Raw genomic sequence first — 20,348 nt, forward strand, 5'->3', positions numbered from 1 at the left:
GGTCTGTGCCGCACCGCAGAATCGCGGCGGCTCCCTTTCGGGATATGATCCGCCGCGCAACAATGCAACCCCTAGATACCGCCGTTTGTAATTTTATGACCCAGCAGTCGCAGCAATTTCTGCCGCAGGTGCAGCATCCTCCGAGGGGAAATGTGCAATGGAATTAGCGTAGAAGGCCAAAACAGGCCCCTGCCCCTCGACGATCTCCAGCCCCTCTGGGCCTTCGGAAATGACGCTACGTTTCTTCAGCCGCGCGACAGCGCGGGCGACCCGTTCGGGCAGGACGTCCGGCTTCGGCACCCGGTTGCGCGGTGGCATTTTCTCCAAAGTGGCGGCCACTTCGGCCAGCAGATCGGCCTCCTTCATCGGGCGCGCGGCCTGCAACATCACCCGCGCAATCAGCGGCACGGTCAGCACCGGCATCGCCTGCGCGATCCGGTCCATCAACATCTCGGACAACTCCGAGACCGGCACCCCGGCCCCGGTGCGACGCAACGACAGCGGATCGCCAAAAGTCACCGCCGCCGTGCCAAAACGCGTGTCGCGCCCGCGCAGCCGCCGCCACATCTTGCGCAGCACGAAGCCCACAACAACCGTGATCCGCGCTCCGAAACGCCGGTCTCCGCGCTGCCCGGCGGCGATCAATACGCGGTCTTCCAGCACCCGGTCATAGTTAATCGCCACGGGCACAAAGATGATGTCGCGCGCGCCCTCGGGGTCGAAGCCATCCACGACATAGGACAAAAGCCCGACCTTCGGCGGCTGCAAGGCCCCGGTCAGGCTCAACCCACCCTCGGGGTAGAAGGCCTGTGTCACCCCGCCCGTCGTGGCCATCTGGACATAGCGCGCCAAGACCTTGCGATAGAGCGCCCCGCGCGACCGGCGGCGGATGAAGTAAGCCCCCATGGAGCGGATCAGCGTGCTCAGCGGCCAAACCCGCGCCCATTCCCCCACCGCATAGCTCAGCGCCGAAGACCGCGCGGCGAGATAGGTCACCAGCATGTAATCCATGTTCGACCGGTGGTTCATGATAAAGACCACCGTGGCATCCCGCGGCAGCGCGGCGAATGTCGTCTCGTTACTCACCGCCGTCTCTACCCGGTAGACCGTATTGGTCAACAGCCGCGCCAAGCGGATGCCGAAACTGAAATAGGCGAAGGCCGAAAACCGCGGCACGATCTCACGCGCATATTCCCGCGCCTTTTGAAAGGCCACGTTTTCCGGCACGCCGTTGCTGCGGGCATAGTTGACGATTTCTTGGCTGACCTCCGGATCATAGATCAGTCGCTGGATCATGTCGTGCCGCCGCGCCAGTTTGAAGGGCTCAATGGGCCGCGTCAGCCGCTTGTTCAACCGCGCCACCGCCCGTTCGAGCCGCCGGCGAAAGAACCAACGCACCGAAGGCAGCAGAAAATGGCTCAGCGCCGTGACGGCTGCGAAAACCACGATGAGGATGAACAGCCAAAGGGGCAATTGCACAGTCTGCGTCATGGCTTAACCCTTACAGCGCAGGGGCGAGAGGACAATATTTATCTGTTTCCCGCCCGCCCAAGCGGCCCGAGTGATGCCGCAACGCAGCGAATTGACAGAGGCATATTATTTCCCGTATCAACATCATGACGCAACTTTATTGCCACCCAGATTCATGAGGCCACGATGACCCAACCGCAGAAAGACCGCCCCTGGCTCATTCGCACCTATGCGGGCCACTCCACCGCCGCCGCGTCCAACGCGCTTTACCGCTCGAACCTCGAGCGCGGGCAGACCGGGCTTTCCGTGGCCTTCGACCTGCCGACCCAAACCGGCTATGACAGCGACCATGTGCTCAGCCGTGGCGAGGTGGGCAAAGTAGGCGTGCCGGTGAACCACCTCGGCGATATGCGCGCGCTGTTTGACGGCATCCCGCTGGAACAGATGAACACCTCGATGACGACCAACGCCACCGCCCCTTGGCTGCTGGCGCTCTATATCGCGGTGGCCGAGGAACAGGGCGCGGATGTCTCAAAGCTGCAAGGCACGGTGCAAAACGACCTGATCAAGGAATACCTCAGCCGCGGCACCTACATCTGCCCGCCCGCGCCATCGCTCAAGATGATCGCGGATGTGGCCGAATTCTGCTATACGAATGTCCCGAAATGGAACCCGATGAACGTCTGTTCCTACCACCTGCAAGAGGCAGGCGCGACGCCGGAACAGGAATTGGCATTCGCTCTGGCCACCGCCACTGCTGTGCTCGACGCGCTGAAACCCCGCGTCCCGGCAGAGGATTTCCCGAAATTGGTGGGCCGCATTTCCTTCTTCGTGAACGCAGGCATCCGTTTCGTCACCGAGATGTGCAAAATGCGCGCCTTTGTAGACCTTTGGGACGAGATTTGCCGCGCGCGCTATGGGGTTGAAGACCCAAAATTCCGTCGTTTCCGCTATGGGGTGCAGGTCAATTCGCTGGGGCTGACCGAACAACAGCCCGAGAATAACGTCTACCGTATTCTCATCGAAATGCTGGCCGTGACCCTGTCGAAAAAAGCCCGCGCCCGCGCCGTGCAATTGCCCGCATGGAACGAAGCTCTCGGCCTGCCCCGCCCCTGGGATCAACAATGGTCGATGCGGATGCAGCAGATCATGGCCCATGAAACGGATCTTTTGGAATTCGACGATCTATTCGACGGCAACCCGGCGGTCGATGCCAAGGTCGAATTGCTGAAAGAAGGCGCGCGGGCCGAATTGGCGAATCTCGACGGGATGGGCGGCGCGATTTCCGCGATCGATTACATGAAAGGACGTTTGGTCGAAAGCAATGCCGACCGGCTGCGGCGTATCGAAAGCGGCGAAACCGTCGTGGTGGGCGTCAATAAATGGCAGCAAGGCGCGCCCTCGCCCCTGATGACCGGCGCGGGCGATATCATGCAATCCGACCCCGGCGCCGAGGCCGACCAGCTCGCACGGCTCGACGCATGGCGCAGCGCGCGCGACGCGGGTGCCGTGAAACAGGCGCTGGCCGATCTGCGCGCCGCGGCGCAGGGGAGCGAGAACATCATGCCCGCCTCCATCGCCGCCGCGAAAGCCGGGGTGACGACCGGCGAATGGGCCGCGCAGATGCGCGCCGTTCACGGGGAATATCGTGGCCCCACAGGGGTTTCCGCAGGCCAGTCTAACAAGACCGAAGGTTTGGACGACCTGCGCGATGCGGTAGACGCGGTCAGCGACAGATTGGGCCGCAGGCTGAAATTCCTCGTCGGCAAACCAGGGCTCGACGGCCACTCAAACGGGGCGGAACAGATCGCCGTCCGCGCCCGCGATTGCGGCATGGACATCAGCTATGAAGGCATCCGTCTGACCCCTGCGGAGATCGTCGAAGCAGCACAAACGGAAGCCGCCCATGTGGTCGGCCTGTCGATCCTCTCGGGTTCTCACGTGCCCTTGGTCGAAGACCTAATGAAACGCATGGCCGAGGCCGGGTTGACCCATATTCCCGTCATCGTCGGCGGCATCATTCCCGAGGCCGACGCCACCCGTTTGCGCGCCGCCGGGGTGGCGCAGGTCTATACGCCGAAGGACTTCGAATTGAACGTCATCATGCAGGATATTATTACGCTTGCCGATCCCAAAGCGGTGGCGGCGGAATAGGCTGACACAAAATACATCGTGCAATTAACCTATTGGCGCTATAATTCCCTCTACCAGCACAATCTGGAAAGGAAATATCAGATATGGAAAAAGACCTGAAATCCATGGGCCGTAAGGAACTGGAGAAACTTCTGTCGGATGTCAAAAAGGCCTTGCAGGCCGCACAGGCGCGCGAACGCCGCGCCGCCCGCAAGGCGGCGCAAAAGGCAGCGGCGGAATATGGCTTTTCCCTGAATGAGTTAGCTGATGAGGCCCCCGCGCCCAAGAAGGCCAAGAAGCCGCGCAAAGCCTCCGCCGGTCCGAAATCGAAACCCCAGTTCGCCAATCCGGAAAACCCGTCCCAGACTTGGACTGGAAAAGGCCGCCAGCCAAATTGGTTCCGCGCCCAAGTAGAGAATGGTGCCGATCCGGAAACGATGCGGGTTTAATACTTCCCGAAATACGGGAATTTCGCGCCGGTTGAATAGCAATTCACCGGCGCTTTTTTATTGCTAACGGAAATGTGAATTCGATAGTCACCGCCCGCACGGCGCCGAGCGGAAGTTTACGTCACGCCCCCTGCCCCACCGCAGCCCTTGTGAAGCCCGCCTTGCGCGGGCAAAATGCGCCAAACATCAGGAGACAGAAATGACCGTCCATATTGGCGCAAAACCCGGCGATATCGCCGAAACCGTATTGATGCCCGGCGACCCCTACCGCGCGAAATGGGCGGCGGAGACCTTTCTCGAAGGGGCCGAACTGGTCAACGAAGTGCGCGGTATGCTCGGCTTTACCGGCACATGGCGCGGCAACCGGGTGACGATCCAAGGCTCGGGCATGGGCATGCCGTCGCTGTCGATCTACGCCAATGAGTTGATGACCGAATATGGCGCGCAGACCCTGATCCGCATCGGCTCTTGTGGCGGCATGCAATCCCATGTCGGCATCCGCGACGTGATCATCGCCATGACGGCCAGCACCATCACCTCGCCCTCCTCCGGCATTTTCCGCGAATTGAACTACGCCCCCTGCGCCGATTACGGCCTTTTAAGCGCTGCTGTCGCTGCCGCCGAAAAGCTGGAGGCCGAGACCCATGTAGGCGGGATCTATTCCTCGGATGTTTTCTATGCGGAGCGCCCCGATCTCGATGAGCAGATGGTGCGCCATGGCATCCTCGGTGTCGAGATGGAGGCAGCGGAGCTTTACACGCTGGCCGCGCGGCACAAGCGGCGTGCCTTGGCGGTGTTGACGGTGAGCGATCATTTGCAGACCGGCGAGGCGCTGCCCTCGGAGGATCGCGAAAAGAGTTTTGGCGATATGGTCGAGATTGCGCTGGAGGCGGCCTTTGCCTGAGTGCGGCGCCTGCTGAAAGGGCGGGGTTGGTATTTGAAAAAGGATGAAGGGGCGCGGCGGGGGTCGCGCCTTTTTTCGTGGCTTGGCGGGTGGTGTGAGCGGTGGGGTGCTTCGTTGGTTGGCGCTCGCGTGTGGGGAGAGTGCGGAAGGTATTTGGGAAAGGATGAAGGGAGGGGGTGTGGTGCGTCTTTCAGGCGTGTTGGCCGGCGAGGCGGCCGGAGTAGAGGCAGCCACCTAAGAAGGTGCCTTCGAGGGCGTTGTAGCCGTGGTAGCCGCCGCCGCCGAAGCCGCAGACCTCTCCGGCTGCGAAGAGGCCGGGGAGGATGGTGCCCGCAGGCGTGAGCACGCGGCCTTGGGTGTCGCTGTGTAATCCGCCGAGGGATTTGCGGGTGAGGATGTTGAGGCGCACAGCGATGAGCGGGCCGTTGGCCGGATCGAGAATGGCGTGGGGTTTGGCGGTGCGGATCAAGCGGTCGCCACGGTAGTTGCGGGCGCCGCGGATCGCGGTGATCTGGGCGTCTTTGGCGAAGGGGTTGCCCAACTGGCCATCGCGGGCTGCGATTTGGGCGCGGATGTGCTCTAGGGCGACGGGGGTCTCGGGTGTGAGGGCGTTCATGCGGGTAACGAGGGTTTTCAAGTCCTCGGCGACGATGAAGTCCGCGCCTTTTTCTTTGAAGACCTCGACTGCGGCGGTTGCCCCCTTGCCGAGCCGTGCTTTCAGGACTTCGCCCCATTTGCCGGAGGTGAGATCGGGGTTCTGTTCGGATCCCGAGAGGGCGAATTCCTTTTCGATGATCTTTTGCGTCAGGATGAACCAGCTGTGTTCGCCTGCTTGCAGGATGCGTTTGAGGGTCGAGAGCGTGTCGAAGCCGGGCAGGCAGGGTGCTTCCATCCGGTCGCCGCGCGCGTCGAACCACATTGAGGACGGTCCGGGCAGTATGCGGATGCCGTGGTTGGGCCAGATCGGATCCCAGTTTTGCACGCCTTCGCAATAGTGCCACATGCGGTCTTCGTTGATGAGCCCTGCCCCGGCTTCGGCGGCGATGGCGTGCATCTTGCCGTCGACGTAGTCGGGCACGCCGCTGACCATCTGGCGCGGCGCGGGGCCGAGGCGGTCTTTGGGCCAGTGTTGCCGCACCAAATCGTGGTTGGCGCCGATGCCGCCGGTGGTGAGGATGACGGCCTCGGCGGTATGCTCAAAGTCGCCGGTGACATTTCGCGATGTGCTTTGACCGCGCGGGGCGTCGCTGTCTTCCAGCACCTCGCCCGCCACGCCGGTGACCGCGCCATCCGTTGTGATCAGCCGGGTGGCGCGGTGGCGGAAGGCGAGGCGCAGTTTGCCCGCTGCCGCGTATTCCTGCATCAGCCGCGCGAAAGGGGCGACGACGCCGGTGCCGGTGCCCCAAGTGATATGAAATCGCGGGACAGAGTTGCCGTGGCCATGGGCCCCTGCCCCGCCGCGCTCGGCCCAGCCGACGACCGGGAACCAGCGCAGGCCGATCTGGTGCAGCCAAGCGCGCATGTCGCCTGCCGCCCAGTCGATGAACCCTTCCGCGAGTTTGCGGGGATTGGCGTCTTCGGGGCGGTCGAACTGCGCCGAGCCCATCCAGTCGCGATAGGCGAGTTCCGCGCTGTCGCGGATGCCCATGCGGCGCTGTTCGAGTGTGTCGACCATGAAGAGACCGCCGAGCGACCAATAGGCCTGCCCGCCGAGGCTTTGCGGGCCTTCTTGGTCCATGAGCAGCACACGGCGACCGCGCAGCACGGCCTCATGGGCGGCAACCATGCCGGCCAGACCCGCCCCACGACGATCACATCTGCTTTGAAACGCTCACCCATTGCTGCCTCCCCTGTTTCGGCAAGCTTGCGGTGGGTTGGGGGCAAAAGCAAGTCACAGACGCGGGGTGTCGAGCCCTTTGAGGCAGCGGTCGGGTGGGCCTTCGCTGCGGTAGGCTTCGGCCCCGCAGGCGACGCAGTGGTATTTGCGTAGCGCGCCTTTGTCCCCGCCCGGTCTTCGCGCCAGCGGCAGTCGCGCGTGGGCGCGTTGCGACGGGCAAAGATCAGCACGATCACAAAGACGATAACGATGACAAAGGGCAGGATCATGGGAAAAACCAAAGGCCCGGCGCTTGGCCGGGCCTTCCTGTCGGATTGGGTAGATTAGACGGTGCGCTCGACCATCAGTTTCTTGATGTTGGCGATCGCCGCCGCCGGGTTCAGCCCCTTGGGGCAGGTCTTGGCGCAGTTCATGATCGTGTGGCAGCGGTAGAGCTTGAACGGGTCTTCCAGGTCATCAAGACGCTCGCCCGTCGCCTCGTCCCGGCTGTCGATGATCCAGCGGTAGGCGTGCAGCAGGGCCGCTGGCCCGAGGTAGCGGTCGCCGTTCCACCAGTAGCTGGGGCAGGAAGTCGAGCAGCAGGCGCACATGATGCACTCATACAGACCATCGAGCTTGGCGCGGTCGTCGATCGACTGTTTCCACTCCTTGCGCGGCTCGGGCGTGTCGGTCTCCAGCCATGGTTGGATGCTGGCGTGCTGGGCGTAGAAGTGGGTCAGATCGGGGATCAGGTCCTTGACCACCGGCATATGCGGCAGCGGGTAGATCTTCACCACGCCGTTGATCTCTTCCATGCCGTAAGTGCAGGCCAGCGTGTTGATCCCGTCGATGTTCATCGCACAAGAGCCGCAGATGCCCTCGCGGCAGGAGCGGCGGAAGGTCAGCGTCGGGTCGATCTCGTTCTTGATCTTGATCAGCGCGTCGAGAATCATCGGCCCGCAATCGTCCATATCGACGAAATAGGTGTCGAGCGCCGGGTTCTTCCCGTCATCGGGGTTCCAGCGGTAGATATGGAACTCGCGCAGGTTGGTCGCCCCTTCGGGCTTGGGCCATGTCTTGCCGCTGGTCATGCGGGAGTTTTTCGGAAGCGTCAGTTGAACCATTATGCGTCTCCTAAAGCGTCAGACCGGCTGCGGGCGCGGCGGCCAGCAAGCAGGTACGGGTCTCGGGGCGCGACAGGATGGTGCGCACGGTGCCCGCTGTTGTGTCATCCACGCCAACCACGGTGGCGCGGGCCAATTCGCGCAGCTCCAGCGCGTCGGCATTGTCGATGATGCAATCGGTGAAGGGGGTGATCAGCTCTTTCGGCACCTGCGGGAAACGGGTGGCCAGAACCTCGGTCACCACGCCTTTGGAGGTCTGGCGGGCGGTGTCATCCACCGCCTGCTGAACCTCCACACAGGCCGAAAGGCCGAGCAGGGTGGCCGCGATGAGTGCTGTGCGGACCATCAATACACCCGTGCCTTGGGGGCGATCTTCTTCATGTCGATGCCGCCTTCATCCTCTTTGGTCAGCGGATCAAGGTGCACGGCGCGGTAGGTCAGCTTGGCATCGTTACCGTCGAACCACGCCAGCGAATGTTTGCGCCATTCGTCGTCGTTCCGATCAGGGTAATCCTCATGCGCATGCGCGCCGCGGCTCTCTTTCCGCGCGGCGGCGGCGGTGATCGTGGCGGTGGCGTTGGGCATCAGGTTGGTCAGCTCCAGCGTCTCCATCAGGTCGGAGTTCCACACGAGGCTGCGGTCGGTGACATGCAGATCGTTCAGCTTGTCGGCCACGTCGATCATCTTCTTGCGGCCTTCCTCCAGCGTCTTGTCGGTGCGGAAGACGGCGGCATCGGCCTGCATGGTCTTTTGCATCTCAAGGCGCAGTTCGGCTGTCGGCGTGCCGCCCTTGGCATTGCGCAGACCGTCGAAGCGATCGAAGGCCTTCTCGACCGATTTGAGGTTCGGCGCGGGTACCGGGCTGTCGGCGTCGACGATCTTGGCGGCGCGGATCGCAGCGGCGCGGCCAAAGACCACGAGGTCGATGAGCGAGTTGGAGCCCAGACGGTTCGCCCCATGTACCGAGGCACAGCCCGCCTCGCCCACGGCCATCAGGCCGGTTGCGATGGCGTCGGGGTTGTCCGCAGTCGGGTTCAGCACCTCGCCCCAATAGTTCGTGGGGATGCCGCCCATGTTGTAGTGCACGGTGGGCAGCACCGGGATCGGCTCTTTCGTGAGGTCCACACCGGCAAAGATGCGTGCGGATTCCGAGATGCCCGGCAGGCGCAGGTCCAGCGTCTCCGGCGGCAGGTGGTTGAGGTGCAGATGGATGTGGTCCTTGTTCTCGCCCACGCCACGGCCTTCGCGGATCTCCATCGTCATGCAGCGCGAAACAACGTCGCGCGAGGCGAGGTCTTTATAGGTCGGCGCATAGCGCTCCATGAAGCGCTCGCCCTCGGAGTTGGTGAGGTACCCGCCCTCGCCGCGCGCGCCTTCTGTGATCAGACAGCCCGCGCCGTAGATGCCGGTGGGGTGGAACTGGACGAATTCCATGTCTTGCAACGGCAGACCCGCACGGGCCGCCATGCCGCCGCCGTCGCCGGTGCAGGTATGTGCGGAGGTGGCCGAGAAATAGGCACGGCCATAGCCGCCGGTCGCCAGCACGACCATCTTGGCGCTGAACAGATGCATGGTGCCGTCGTCGAGTTTCCAGCAGAGCACACCTTGGCAGACACCGTCGTCCGACATGATCAGATCGATGGCGAAATATTCGATAAAGAATTCCGCGCTCTGCTTCAGCGACTGGCCGTAGAGCGTGTGCAGGATCGCGTGACCAGTCCGGTCAGCGGCGGCGCAGGTGCGCTGCACGGGCGGGCCTTCGCCGAATTCCGTGGTGTGGCCGCCGAAGGGGCGCTGATAGATCTTGCCCTCTTCGGTGCGCGAGAAGGGCACGCCGTAATGCTCAAGCTCGTAAACCGCCTTGGGCGCTTCGCGGGCGAGGTATTCCATCGCGTCGGTATCGCCCAGCCAGTCCGAGCCCTTGACCGTGTCATACATATGCCACTGCCAGTTGTCGGGGCCCATGTTGCTCAAGGACGCGGCGATGCCACCCTGCGCCGCCACGGTGTGGCTGCGGGTCGGAAATACCTTAGAGATACAGGCCGTGCGCAGCCCCTGCTCCGCCATGCCCAAAGTCGCGCGCAGGCCAGCACCGCCTGCCCCCACCACGACAACGTCATATTCGTGGGTTTCGTATTCATATGCTGCCATTTAATCGGTCTCCCGTTTGGGCGTATTGTTACAGGGCGAGCTTGGCGATGGCGAAAACGCCAACCGCTGCTGCGCCGTAGCTGATGATGGTCATCACGATAAGGGCGACTTTGTTGGCCAGCCCATGGACATAGTCCTCGATCAGCACCTGCACGCCGTCATTGAAATGTTTAAAGCCCACGATCAGCGTCAGCGCCGCCACGATGGCCGGGAAGGGACGCGCGTAATAGGCAAGGATCTCTTCATAGCTGCCGCCGAGCGCACTGCCGAAGGTAAAGACGAACAGCGGGATCAGGACCAACAGCGCCAGCGAGGAGACTTTCATCGCCCAGAAATGCGCGGTGCCGGTTTTCGCCGAGCCAAGGCCGCGGGCGCGTTTGCGATCTGTCATGTATGCCATGGTGTCGCTCCTCAAACGATGATGATGGTCAGGATGGTCAGCACGACCGATCCGATCAGCACGGTCCAGCCCAGCTTTTCCGCGGTGGGGATATCAAGCATGCGGCCCGTGTCCCAGATCAGGTGACGCACGCCAGCCAGCGTGTGATACCACAGGCCCAAGAGCGACAGGGTAAAGACCAGATCACCGAACCAGCTGGTCATGATCCCGTTCACCGTGTCGAAATACTCAAGCGACGTGGCCGCGGCGAGGAACCACCACACGATCAGCAGCGCGGTGATCAGCATCGCGTTGCCGGTGATCCGGGTGAGAATCGACGTCATGGAGGTCAATTGAGGGCGGTAGATCGTCAAATGCGGGGAAAGCGGGCGGTTACCCCGGTTCACATCGGCCATGGCGCGGTCCTTTGTCCTGTGCTTTGTCCTGTGCTTTGCATCTTGATAGCGGTTTTTACAGGACTGTCACGGGGAACTGCGGGGAATCTGCGGGGTTTGGCCGGTGTTTCGGTGGAAAAATGACAGAGTGAGGTGGTCCTGCCCGTTTTTGTGATCACAGCAGATTATCGTGTGATCACAAAACTCCCCCCCCGAACGAAAAAGCGCGCCCCGTTTGGGACGCGCTCCAAAACTCGTATGCCGTGAGGCTTAGGCGAGGCTCTCGTCGATGCCTTTGCAGGCTTCGACCAGACCTTTGACCGCGTTGACGGAGTTGTCGAACATCGCCTGCTCGTCTTTGTTCATCGAAATCTCGACGACACGCTCAACACCGCCTGCGCCGATCACGGTGGGCACGCCCACGTAGAAGCCGTTCAAGCCGTAGGCCCCATCGACATGCGCCGCCGCGGGCAGCACGCGTTTCTGGTCCTTGAGATAGGCTTCGGCCATCTCGATCGCGGAAGTGGCAGGCGCGTAGAAGGCCGAACCGGTCTTCAGCAGGCCCACGATCTCGGCGCCGCCGTCACGGGTGCGCTGCACGATGGCGTCGAGCTTGTCCTGCGTGGTCCAGCCCATCTTGACCAGATCGGGCAGCGGGATACCGGCGACGGTGGAGTAACGCACCAGCGGCACCATCGTGTCGCCGTGGCCGCCCAGAACGAAGGCGGTGACGTCTTTCATCGAGACGTTGAATTCGGTCGCGAGAAAGTGGCGGAAACGCGCGGAGTCGAGCACGCCAGCCATGCCGCAAACCTTGTTGTGCGGCAGGCCCGAGAATTCGCGCAGCGCCCAGACCATCGCATCAAGCGGGTTGGTGATGCAGATCACGAAGGCGTCGGGGGCGTGCTTGGCAATGCCCTCACCCACGGATTTCATAACCTTGAGGTTGATGCCCAGCAGGTCGTCGCGGCTCATGCCCGGCTTGCGGGCGACACCGGCGGTGACGATGCAGACGTCCGCGCCCGCGATGTCGGCGTAGTCTTGCGTGCCCGACATGGTGGCGTCGAACTTGCCCGAGGGGCCCGACGACGCGATATCGAGAGCTTTGCCCTCAGGGGTGCCCTCGGCAATGTCGAACAGGACGACATCGCCCAATTCTTTCAACGCTGCGAGATGGGCGAGAGTGCCGCCGATTTGCCCCGCGCCGATAAGCGCGATTTTGGGTCTGGCCATGGTCATGTCTCCGACAGAGGTTTCATTTGCGCCGGAGATACCGAAATGCACGGTCCCGTGCAAGTTGCAGCATTGGCGGGCGGCTAACCCCTGCCCTCACCACGAAAAAGGCCGCCCCGAAGGGCGGCCAATTGCTGAACCTTTAGGCGAAGAATTAGTCGCCTTGGTACTCAGGCTGCGATTCCAGACGCTCTTCGGTGCTGTCGATGTAGATGCGCACGTCGTCACCTTCCACATTTTGCAGAACCTGAAGTTCGTCAAATGTTACGGCCACCGGCTTTTCACCCAGACCAAGGAAACCGCCCACGTTGATAACAACACGGTCAATCTGGCCGTTGTCGCCGATCAGCAGGGTGTCGATCTCACCCACGGTTTCGTCGTTGGCACCATAGACATAGGAGCCTTCAAGGTCTTCGGCGCTCATCTGCTCAATCATCTCGGCTTCGGCGTTGGCATAGCCTTCACGCTCAACTTCGGGGCGCGGCAGCAGTTCACGCTCAACGGTTTCATCGCCTGTGATCACGGTGGTGTTGGCTTCGGCTTCGTTGACAGCTTCTTCTGTCTCGGCTTCGGCGTTCTCCATCATGGTTTCGGCTTCTTGCGCCATTTCCTCGGATTCGGCCTCTACGTCATTGGCCATCTCTTCGGTCTCGGCTTCAAGGTTCTCGGCCGCGTTCTCGGTGTCTTGCGCCAGTTCCTCGGTCTCGGCCTCTACGTCATTGGCCATTTCCTCGGTCTCGACTTCGACATCGTTCGCCATCTCTTCGGCTTCGGTCTCGCCATTGATGACGGTGACGTTCGCGTCAGTCTCGCTCATGGCGTCGCCTTCCATCCGCTCGCCATCCATCATGGGGCGTTCGAACTCAGGCGCCTGCTCCAACATCTCTTTCGACGTGTTCACAACGAGGAAGCGCTCGCCGCCTTCGTCGTTCAGGATGCGAATCTTGTCCATGGAAATGGAAACGTCACGTTCGCCCATACCAAGGAAGCCGCCGATGCCGAGGATCACGGCAGTCACTTCGCCGTCCTGCGACACGATGATGTCGTTAATCTCGCCAATATCATCCCACTCCTGCTCGGCGCCATCGGCAACGGGGGTGGCCGCGTCAACTTCGGCTTCGGAGTTGTAGATGCGCATGCCGATCAGGTCGGATGCAAGGAAATCAGTCTGCTCTACGGCAACGTTGCCAAAGCCTTCGGAATGCGCGTCAGCAAAGGCTGCGCCGGTCATGGTCAATACGATGGCCGTCGTGCTCAGAAAACGTTTCATTGTAGGTCTCCTTCCAAAAATGAGCGTTGCTTGCTCTTCTGGAACCACAACCCGGATGGCCCTCTCCAGTTCCACGGCGGCACAAATAAATGGCGGGACTTCGCCCAAGCATCGGCAGGCCCCAAACATAGAAAAGGCGGCCCTAGGCCGCCCGCGCTTTCCCGATATAATCCACTCTCAGGCGTCTTCGCCCTTGGCGGGCAACTCCTCCGCCAGCGCCTCGAACCCTTGGCCCGAGGCGACAAGACAGGTGATGCCGTTGACCCCGGTGACCGTGATCGTCCAACTGCCCGTCTGGTCAGAGGCGAAAACCTCAACCACCGCATTATCGCCGCCCAGCCCCATGGACTGGCGCGTCTCGCCATAGCCATCGGCCAGCCGCAGCACCACATGATCGCGCGGCGCGCAATTGCGCGGCGTCTGCGCCTCGGTCGTGGTGGCCAGCACAATCGCCGAAGCGGCGGTGAGCGCCGCGAGGTGAAGAAATTTAACGAAACCTGTCATAGCATCTGCCTTCGCATCGAAAGGCGTGATCCTTGGGGGATGGCAATGCGCCGTCTTTCGCACCGGCCCCAAAGCAGCCTTGGTTGAAATGACTGCATCCGCTGCGCTGAAAACTGCCGCAGATGCGATGCAACGGACAGTGCGCCTCAAGGCTGAAAGACTGGTTAATCCGCCGCGCGGAAATCACCGCAACAGCTTCGCTGCGTCGCGGCATGTTTTGCCTTGAAGTTTTCGCACAAAAATGCCCCTCTGTGCGCAACAATGTTAGGCGGCCAGCGCGCCGCCCTGCCCGAGGAGCCTCTCATGACCGCCACAACCCGCCCCCTGCGTTCCGTTCTCTACATTCCCGGCTCCAAGCCCCGTGCCTTGGACAAGGCCCGCGGATTGGCCTGCGACGCGGTGATCTTCGACCTCGAAGATGCCGTCTCCCCCGACGAAAAGATCGCTGCACGTGAAACATTGGCCGAGGCACTGGCCGAGGGCGGCTACGGCACGCGGATGCGGGTGGTGCGGATCAACGGGCTCGATACCGAATGGGGCGCCGATGACGCCCGCGCCGCCGCCGCAATGAACCCCGATGCGATTCTCTTGCCCAAAGTCGGCTCGCCCGCCGATCTCGAAGCGCTGGCCGAGATCGTGGGCGACATTCCCCTCTGGGCGATGATGGAGACCCCGGGCGCCATGCTGAACGCCGCCGCCATCGCCGGGCACCGCCAGTTGCAGGCCATGGTCATGGGCACCAACGATCTGGCGAAAGACCTGCAAACCCGCTTCCGCCCCGACCGCCTGCCGCTGATCACCGGCCTCGGGCTTTGCCTGCTGGCCGCCAAAGCGCATGGCGTGGCGATCATCGACGGGGTGTATAACGCGTTCAAAGACGAAGACGGGCTGCGCGACGAATGCGCACAGGGCCGCGACATGGGGTTCGACGGCAAAACGCTGATCCACCCCGCACAGCTCGACATCGCCAATGCGGCCTTTACCCCATCAGAGGAAGAAGCCGCCCTCGCCCGCCGCCAGATCGACGCCTATGAAGAGGCGCAGGCCGCAGGTCAGGGCGTGGCGGTCGTCGATGGTAAAATCGTGGAAAATCTCCATGTTGCCACCGCCCGCGAAACACTGGCAAAACTGGCGGCAATTGCAGCCATGAGCCCGGAGCCTTCGCCATGACAATCCTCATCCTCGGCCTGATCCTTTGGATCGGGGCCCATCTCTTCAAACGCCTGATGCCTGCCCAACGGGCGCAGATGGGCACCGCAGGCCGGGGCGCGGTGGCCGCCGCATTGGTCGTGGCGCTGGCCCTCATCATCTGGGGCTATCGCGCAGCGGAATTCATTCCGGTCTGGACCCCGCCCAGCTTCTTCATCCACATCAACAACCTGTTGATGGTACTGGCCTTTTGGGTCTTCGGCTCCAGCGCTGCTAAGGGCGCCAAGGCATGGCCCGCCTATAAAACCCGTCACCCGCAACTGCTGGCGGTGAAAATCTGGGCCACGGCACACCTTCTAGTCAACGGCGATCTCGCCTCCATCCTGCTCTTTGGCACCATGCTCGGCTGGGCGGTGAGCGAGGTGATCCTGATCAACCGCGCCGAGCCGGGCTGGACACCCCGCCCCACGCAGGCCGCGCCACCTATATCCGCCTCATCGTGATCTCCACGATCCTCTTCGTTCTCGTCGCCGGCATTCACACATGGCTCGGCGTCATCCCCTTCCCCATTGATCCCGGAGCCTTCCATGAAAGTTTACCGCTTCCTCTCCGAAGAAGACACATCCGCCTTTTGCCACAAGGTCACCGATGCGCTGAACAAAGGCTGGGAGCTTTACGGCTCCCCCACCCAAACATGGGACCACAAGGCCGGGGTCATGCGCTGCGGCCAGGCCGTGGTGAAAGACGCCCCGGCACCTATTCGCCCGACACCAAATTGGGCGAGCAGTGATGAGCAAGACCAACCGGGGCCGCTTTTTCGAAGACTACAAGCTGGGCGAGGTGCTGCATCACGCGGTGCCCCGCACGGTCGGTGCGGGCGAACGCGCGCTTTATCACGCGCTCTACCCCGCCCGGCACGCGCTCTATTCCGCCGACAGTTTCGCCCAGTCCTGCGGGCTGAAGGCCAGCCCGCTCGACGATATGATCGCCTTTCACATCGTCTTTGGCAAAACCGTGCCGGATGTCTCGCTCAATGCCGTGGCCAATCTGGGCTATGCCCAAGGCCGCTGGCTGCGCTCCGTCTGGCCCGGCGACACGCTGCGCGCGGAAAGCGAGGTCATCGGCCTCAAGCAAAACTCCAACGGCAAGACCGGCGTCGTTTGGGTCCGCACCACAGGGCTGAACCAGAATGACGAAAAGGTGCTCGACTATGTCCGCTGGGTCATGGTCCGCAAAGGCGACCTCGACGCCCCCGCGCCCGAGACCACCCTGCCGGATCTGCCCGATGCGCTGACCGTGGATCAATTGCACATCCCGCAGGGCCTCGACTTTACCAATTACGACTTCGCCCGCGCCGGGGAGCCGCACCGCTGGGGCGACTATGTGGTCGGCGAAAAGATCGACCATGTCGACGGCGTCACGATTGAGGAGGCCGAACACATGATGGCCACGCGCCTGTGGCAGAACACCGCCAAGGTGCATTTCGACACCTCCGCCCGCCCCGATGGCTCGCGGCTGATCTATGGCGGTCATGTGATCTCCATGGCCCGCGCGCTGTCCTTCAACGGGCTGGCCAATGCGCAAATGGTCGTGGGGCTGAACGGCGGCGCCCATGCCAACCCCTGCCTTGCGGGCGATACCGTGCGTGCCTGGACCGAAGTGCTCGACAAGGCCGAGACTGCGGCCCCCGGTGTCGGCGCGCTGCGTCTGCGCCTTGTGGCGACCAAGGGCGGCGCCCCCTTCGAGCTGCGCGATGAGGCCGGAAAATACCGCCCCGAGGTTTTGCTTGACCTCGATTACTGGGCGCTCATGCCGCGCTAAACAGCCGGTCCGCCCCTTCGGTGGGGCGGCCTATCCCCCCTTATTCAAGCAAAAATCAGCCGATTCGGAGCCGCTGAGCGGAAATGTGATCACACGTATTTATCGTGTGATCACAAAACTCATTTTTAGCTGGTCAAACCCGGCTTTCTCCGAAAAAACCCTTACAGGAACGAAAGTCATCCCCATACTACGGGGCAACTGGAACAGAAACGGGACCGTTTTCATGAACATCCACGAATATCAGGCAAAAGCCCTCCTGCGCAGCTATGGCGCCCCTGTCTCCGACGGCCGCGTTGTGCTGAAGGCAGAAGACGCCAAGAACGCAGCCGGCGAAATGGACGGGCCCCTCTGGGTTGTCAAAGCGCAGATTCACGCAGGCGGTCGCGGCAAGGGCAGCTTCAAAGAAGCCGCTGCTGGCGAAAAGGGCGGCGTGCGCCTTGCCAAATCCGTGGAAGAAGCGGCCGAAGAAGCCAAGAAGATGCTGGGCAAAACACTGGTCACGCACCAGACCGGCCCGGCTGGCAAGCAGGTCAACCGCATCTACATCGAAGACGGCTCCGACATTGAGCGTGAGCTGTACCTCGCGCTGCTGGTCGACCGTCAGACCAGCCGCATCTCCTTTGTCTGCTCCACCGAAGGCGGCATGGACATCGAGGAAGTGGCCGAAGCCACGCCCGAGAAGATCCTGAGCTTCTCCGTCGACCCGGCCACCGGCTACCAGCCCTATCACGGCCGCCGCGTTGCCTTCTCGCTGGGTCTTGAGGGCGCCGCCGTCAAGCAATGCGTCAAGCTGATGGGTCAGCTCTACAAAGCCTTCATCGAGAAGGACATGGAGATGCTGGAGATCAACCCGCTGATCGTCATGCCCGGCAACGAGCTCAAGGTGCTCGACGCCAAGGTCGGTTTCGACGGCAACGCCATGTACCGCCAGCCCGACATCGCCAACCTGCGCGACGAGACCGAGGAAGACGCCAAGGAACTCGAAGCCTCCAAGTATGACCTGAACTACATCGCGCTCGACGGTGAGATCGGCTGCATGGTGAACGGCGCGGGCCTTGCGATGGCGACCATGGACATCATCAAGCTTTACGGTGCGGAGCCTGCCAACTTCCTCGACGTGGGCGGTGGTGCGACCAAGGAGAAAGTGACCGAAGCCTTCAAGATCATCACCTCCGATGAGAACGTCAAAGGCATCCTCGTGAACATCTTCGGCGGCATCATGCGCTGTGACGTCATCGCCGAGGGCGTTGTCGCCGCGGTGAAAGAGGTCGGGCTGCAAGTGCCGCTGGTTGTCCGTCTCGAAGGCACCAATGTCGAAGAAGGCAAGGCGATCATCAACAACTCCGGTCTCGACGTCATCGCCGCCGACGACCTGAAAGATGGCGCGCAGAAGATCGTGAAAGCGGTCAAAGGCTAAGCCTTTTTGGCCAATCCCGCAGGGCTTCGCGCCCGCGGGCATGGCCGATACCACCGTTCCCGCCGCCCTGCGGCGGCGGGGGCAGATGCGACGACACCGCGCCGCGCCCACCCGATCACGCAATGAGGTCAGTATGGATCAATCTCCCAAATCCTCCCCCGTTTTGACGGGTATTGCGCTATTGGGGGCGGGCATTCTGATCCGCCAATGGCAACCCGGCGCCCTGCGCCTGCCCGAACCGGTCAACCACCGGCGCCACGACCGCGGGTTCCGCCGCGCCGCGCGGAAATCCCGTGACGGGCTGGCGATGATCCTGCCGTCGAACCTCACCGGCTCCATTGGCCGCAGCCTGATGATCATGGGCGCGGGTCTGCTGACCCTGCGGGTGCTGGACCTGCTGGTCGATCAAGATGAGCAGCTTTACTGATGCCCGTGCTGTCACTCGCCCCTTTACTCAACATGCGGCCAAGCGCGACAGCGCCCCGCGAAAGGCGGGCCTATGACACAGGCGCTTTCCTCTCCCCGCGCGGGCTGGTGGGTGATCCTTGCCCTGATCCTGGCCTTTGCCGCGCAGATGGTCGTTGTGAACGGCCTGCCCGCCGCCACCCAAACCACCCTGCTGGCCGAAGGCGGCTTTTACGAAAGCCTCTCCGTCGTGGGTTACCTCCTTTGCATTCTCGCATTGGTCTGGACCCTGCGCGGCGCGGTGTTGCGGGTCTGGTATCTGCCGCTGGTGCTGGCGGTCATGGCGGCGCGTGAGTTGGACCTCGACAAAATCCTGTTCACCCGCGGCCTGTTCAAAGCCCGGCAGTATACTGGTGAGGGCGTCCCGCTCGGCGAAAGGCTGATCGCCGGGTTGGTCCTTGCGCTGATCGTCACTGCCATCCTGCTGATGCTCTGGCGTCACGCCCGGCCCTATCTCACGGCCCTGTTTCGGGGCCGCGCTTGGGCGGGGGCTGTCCTGCTGGGGATCGGTTTCACCGTCGCTTACAAACTGCTCGACGGCATCGCGCGCAAACTCGCCCCCTTGGGGATCGAGGTCAGCGCCGATGCCGAACGCACCGCCTTCGTCGTCGAGGAGATCGGGGAGCTTGGCATCCCGGTCATGTTCCTCGTCGCCATCCTGCTGTGGCCCGGCCCTGCGCCTGCCACGGCCCATCCCACCAACCGGGCGCACCGCGTCTGACGCCCCCGGGGCCTGCCCCGGGATTAAACATCACCGACCAAGGAAGAAATCATGGCCGTACTAGTCAACGAAAACACCAAAGTCATCTGTCAGGGTCTGACCGGCTCGCAGGGGACGTTCCACACCGAACAGGCCATCGCCTATGGCACCAAGATGGTCGGCGGCGTGACACCGGGCAAAGGCGGTCAAACGCATCTCGACCTGCCGGTCTTCAACTCCGTGCATGAAGCCAAACACGCGACCGAGGCCAATGCCTCCGTGATCTACGTCCCGCCCCCTTCGCCGCCGACTCGATCCTTGAGGCGATCGACGCCGAGATGGAGCTGATCGTCTGCATCACCGAAGGCATCCCGGTGCTCGACATGGCCCGCGTGGCCCGCGCGCTCGAAGGCTCCAAGTCGCGCCTGATCGGGCCGAACTGCCCCGGCGTCATCACGCCCGACGCCTGCAAGATCGGCATCATGCCGGGCCACATCCACCGCCGCGGCTCCGTCGGCGTCGTGTCGCGCTCGGGCACGCTGACCTATGAGGCCGTCAAGCAGACCACCGACATGGGCCTCGGCCAATCCTCTGCCGTGGGCATCGGCGGCGACCCGATCAAAGGGACCGAGCATATCGACGTGCTGGAGATGTTCCTTGCCGATGACGAAACACAGTCGATCATCATGATCGGCGAAATCGGCGGCTCCGCCGAAGAGGAAGCGGCACAGTTCCTCGCCGATGAGAAGAAGAAGGGCCGTTGGAAGCCTACCGCCGGTTTCATCGCGGGCCGCACCGCCCCTCCCGGACGCCGCATGGGCCACGCAGGCGCGATCGTCGCCGGTGGCAAGGGCGACGCGGAGAGCAAGATCGAAGCGATGAAAGAAGCCGGGATCGTGGTCGCCGACAGCCCCGCGACACTGGGCGAAGCGGTCAAAGAAGCGATCGACAAGGGCTGATGCCTGCCG

Annotated in this window: 18 protein-coding genes and 3 pseudogenes; 11 read left to right on the top strand and 10 right to left on the bottom strand. The window is 62.6% G+C overall.

Going from position 1 to position 20,348, the window contains the following annotated elements; genetic code table 11:
- Positions 1-93: 93 nt before the first annotated feature.
- Complete coding sequence (locus tag CUR85_RS03285; RefSeq protein ID WP_067261879.1) at positions 94-1,491, bottom strand: 1-acyl-sn-glycerol-3-phosphate acyltransferase; 1,398 nt, start codon at positions 1,489-1,491, stop codon at positions 94-96.
- A 165-nt stretch (positions 1,492-1,656) separates the two neighbouring features.
- Here CUR85_RS03285 and CUR85_RS03290 point away from each other — a divergent pair, with 165 nt between their 5' ends.
- The 3 genes from CUR85_RS03290 to deoD all read left to right on the top strand — a co-directional run bounded on the left by CUR85_RS03290 (position 1,657) and on the right by deoD (position 4,956).
- On the top strand, positions 1,657-3,624 hold the full coding sequence (locus CUR85_RS03290) for a protein meaA (RefSeq protein ID WP_067261880.1): 1,968 nt from the start codon (positions 1,657-1,659) through the stop codon (positions 3,622-3,624).
- An 83-nt stretch (positions 3,625-3,707) separates the two neighbouring features.
- Positions 3,708-4,052, top strand: coding sequence for an H-NS histone family protein (locus CUR85_RS03295; protein ID WP_067261882.1), 345 nt, complete (start codon positions 3,708-3,710; stop codon positions 4,050-4,052).
- A gap of 199 nt (positions 4,053-4,251) precedes the next feature.
- Positions 4,252-4,956 (top strand): purine-nucleoside phosphorylase, encoded by a 705-nt coding sequence (gene deoD / locus CUR85_RS03300; RefSeq protein ID WP_067261885.1) that lies wholly within the window; start codon positions 4,252-4,254, stop codon positions 4,954-4,956.
- A gap of 190 nt (positions 4,957-5,146) precedes the next feature.
- Here the strand turns inward: deoD and CUR85_RS03305 are convergent, their stop codons facing one another.
- The 9 genes from CUR85_RS03305 to CUR85_RS03345 all read right to left on the bottom strand — a co-directional run bounded on the left by CUR85_RS03305 (position 5,147) and on the right by CUR85_RS03345 (position 13,828).
- Complete coding sequence (locus CUR85_RS03305) at positions 5,147-6,742, bottom strand: FAD-binding dehydrogenase (protein WP_425520107.1); 1,596 nt, start codon at positions 6,740-6,742, stop codon at positions 5,147-5,149.
- 374 nt (positions 6,743-7,116) lie between these two features.
- The gene (locus CUR85_RS03310; protein ID WP_067261891.1) at positions 7,117-7,896 is read right to left on the bottom strand and encodes a succinate dehydrogenase iron-sulfur subunit; all 780 of its coding nucleotides are present in this window, start codon (positions 7,894-7,896) and stop codon (positions 7,117-7,119) included.
- A 10-nt stretch (positions 7,897-7,906) separates the two neighbouring features.
- A complete protein-coding gene (locus CUR85_RS03315) occupies positions 7,907-8,242 on the bottom strand; it encodes a hypothetical protein (RefSeq protein ID WP_067261893.1) in 336 nt (111 codons plus the stop codon).
- Entirely contained in the window at positions 8,242-10,047 is a 1,806-nt protein-coding gene (sdhA, locus tag CUR85_RS03320) for a succinate dehydrogenase flavoprotein subunit (RefSeq protein ID WP_067261894.1), read from the bottom strand. Before sdhA ends, CUR85_RS03315 begins: the two co-directional genes overlap by 1 nt.
- Before the next feature lie 28 nt (positions 10,048-10,075).
- A complete protein-coding gene (gene sdhD, locus CUR85_RS03325) occupies positions 10,076-10,447 on the bottom strand; it encodes a succinate dehydrogenase, hydrophobic membrane anchor protein (RefSeq protein ID WP_067261896.1) in 372 nt (123 codons plus the stop codon).
- 11 nt (positions 10,448-10,458) lie between these two features.
- On the bottom strand, positions 10,459-10,842 hold the full coding sequence (sdhC, locus tag CUR85_RS03330) for a succinate dehydrogenase, cytochrome b556 subunit (protein WP_067261898.1): 384 nt from the start codon (positions 10,840-10,842) through the stop codon (positions 10,459-10,461).
- 249 nt (positions 10,843-11,091) lie between these two features.
- Positions 11,092-12,054, bottom strand: a complete 963-nt coding sequence (mdh, locus tag CUR85_RS03335; RefSeq protein WP_067261933.1) for a malate dehydrogenase — start codon at positions 12,052-12,054, stop codon at positions 11,092-11,094.
- Between the two features lie 154 nt (positions 12,055-12,208).
- A complete protein-coding gene (locus CUR85_RS03340; RefSeq protein WP_067261900.1) occupies positions 12,209-13,324 on the bottom strand; it encodes a PRC-barrel domain-containing protein in 1,116 nt (371 codons plus the stop codon).
- 177 nt (positions 13,325-13,501) lie between these two features.
- Positions 13,502-13,828: a hypothetical protein gene (locus CUR85_RS03345; RefSeq protein WP_067261901.1), complete on the bottom strand. Its 327-nt coding sequence runs from the start codon at positions 13,826-13,828 to the stop codon at positions 13,502-13,504.
- Positions 13,829-14,131: 303 nt separating this feature from the next.
- Between CUR85_RS03345 and CUR85_RS03350 the strand changes: the two genes are divergently transcribed.
- From CUR85_RS03350 to sucD, 8 genes and pseudogenes are all read left to right on the top strand, one after another.
- Positions 14,132-14,998 (top strand): HpcH/HpaI aldolase/citrate lyase family protein, encoded by an 867-nt coding sequence (locus tag CUR85_RS03350; protein WP_067261903.1) that lies wholly within the window; start codon positions 14,132-14,134, stop codon positions 14,996-14,998.
- A pseudogene (locus CUR85_RS03355) lies at positions 14,995-15,545 on the top strand (NnrU family protein); the annotation flags it as partial. The gene CUR85_RS03350 and the pseudogene CUR85_RS03355, both read left to right, overlap by 4 nt.
- A gap of 19 nt (positions 15,546-15,564) precedes the next feature.
- Positions 15,565-15,767: pseudogene (locus CUR85_RS03360) on the top strand (DUF1737 domain-containing protein).
- A complete protein-coding gene (locus tag CUR85_RS03365) occupies positions 15,767-16,798 on the top strand; it encodes a MaoC family dehydratase (RefSeq protein WP_067261908.1) in 1,032 nt (343 codons plus the stop codon). The pseudogene CUR85_RS03360 and the gene CUR85_RS03365 overlap by 1 nt, the downstream one beginning before the upstream one ends.
- Positions 16,799-17,021: 223 nt before the next feature.
- Positions 17,022-18,215 carry an ADP-forming succinate--CoA ligase subunit beta gene (gene sucC / locus CUR85_RS03370; RefSeq protein ID WP_067261910.1) on the top strand — a complete coding sequence of 398 codons (1,194 nt, stop codon included), beginning with the start codon at positions 17,022-17,024 and terminating at the stop codon, positions 18,213-18,215.
- Between the two features lie 40 nt (positions 18,216-18,255).
- Complete coding sequence (locus CUR85_RS03375; protein ID WP_280321688.1) at positions 18,256-18,642, top strand: hypothetical protein; 387 nt, start codon at positions 18,256-18,258, stop codon at positions 18,640-18,642.
- 72 nt (positions 18,643-18,714) lie between these two features.
- On the top strand, positions 18,715-19,401 hold the full coding sequence (locus CUR85_RS03380; RefSeq protein ID WP_067261913.1) for a hypothetical protein: 687 nt from the start codon (positions 18,715-18,717) through the stop codon (positions 19,399-19,401).
- 51 nt (positions 19,402-19,452) lie between these two features.
- Positions 19,453-20,339: pseudogene (gene sucD / locus CUR85_RS03385) on the top strand (succinate--CoA ligase subunit alpha).
- Positions 20,340-20,348 lie beyond the last annotated feature (9 nt).

Origin of the sequence: Sulfitobacter faviae, assembly GCF_029870955.1 — a bacterium.
GTDB lineage: Bacteria > Pseudomonadota > Alphaproteobacteria > Rhodobacterales > Rhodobacteraceae > Sulfitobacter > Sulfitobacter faviae.

Bases quoted from the DNA above. Each gene is read 5' to 3' on its own strand.
- CUR85_RS03285 (WP_067261879.1), bottom strand. From the start codon at position 1,491: ATGACGCAGACTGTGCAATTGCCCCTTTGGCTGTTCATCCTCATCGTG.
- CUR85_RS03290 (WP_067261880.1), top strand. From the start codon at position 1,657: ATGACCCAACCGCAGAAAGACCGCCCCTGGCTCATTCGCACCTATGCG.
- CUR85_RS03295 (WP_067261882.1), top strand. From the start codon at position 3,708: ATGGAAAAAGACCTGAAATCCATGGGCCGTAAGGAACTGGAGAAACTT.
- deoD (WP_067261885.1), top strand. From the start codon at position 4,252: ATGACCGTCCATATTGGCGCAAAACCCGGCGATATCGCCGAAACCGTA.
- CUR85_RS03305 (WP_425520107.1), bottom strand. From the start codon at position 6,742: ATGGTTGCCGCCCATGAGGCCGTGCTGCGCGGTCGCCGTGTGCTGCTC.
- CUR85_RS03310 (WP_067261891.1), bottom strand. From the start codon at position 7,896: ATGGTTCAACTGACGCTTCCGAAAAACTCCCGCATGACCAGCGGCAAG.
- CUR85_RS03315 (WP_067261893.1), bottom strand. From the start codon at position 8,242: ATGGTCCGCACAGCACTCATCGCGGCCACCCTGCTCGGCCTTTCGGCC.
- sdhA (WP_067261894.1), bottom strand. From the start codon at position 10,047: ATGGCAGCATATGAATACGAAACCCACGAATATGACGTTGTCGTGGTG.
- sdhD (WP_067261896.1), bottom strand. From the start codon at position 10,447: ATGGCATACATGACAGATCGCAAACGCGCCCGCGGCCTTGGCTCGGCG.
- sdhC (WP_067261898.1), bottom strand. From the start codon at position 10,842: ATGGCCGATGTGAACCGGGGTAACCGCCCGCTTTCCCCGCATTTGACG.
- mdh (WP_067261933.1), bottom strand. From the start codon at position 12,054: ATGGCCAGACCCAAAATCGCGCTTATCGGCGCGGGGCAAATCGGCGGC.
- CUR85_RS03340 (WP_067261900.1), bottom strand. From the start codon at position 13,324: ATGAAACGTTTTCTGAGCACGACGGCCATCGTATTGACCATGACCGGC.
- CUR85_RS03345 (WP_067261901.1), bottom strand. From the start codon at position 13,828: ATGACAGGTTTCGTTAAATTTCTTCACCTCGCGGCGCTCACCGCCGCT.
- CUR85_RS03350 (WP_067261903.1), top strand. From the start codon at position 14,132: ATGACCGCCACAACCCGCCCCCTGCGTTCCGTTCTCTACATTCCCGGC.
- CUR85_RS03365 (WP_067261908.1), top strand. From the start codon at position 15,767: ATGAGCAAGACCAACCGGGGCCGCTTTTTCGAAGACTACAAGCTGGGC.
- sucC (WP_067261910.1), top strand. From the start codon at position 17,022: ATGAACATCCACGAATATCAGGCAAAAGCCCTCCTGCGCAGCTATGGC.
- CUR85_RS03375 (WP_280321688.1), top strand. From the start codon at position 18,256: ATGGCCGATACCACCGTTCCCGCCGCCCTGCGGCGGCGGGGGCAGATG.
- CUR85_RS03380 (WP_067261913.1), top strand. From the start codon at position 18,715: ATGACACAGGCGCTTTCCTCTCCCCGCGCGGGCTGGTGGGTGATCCTT.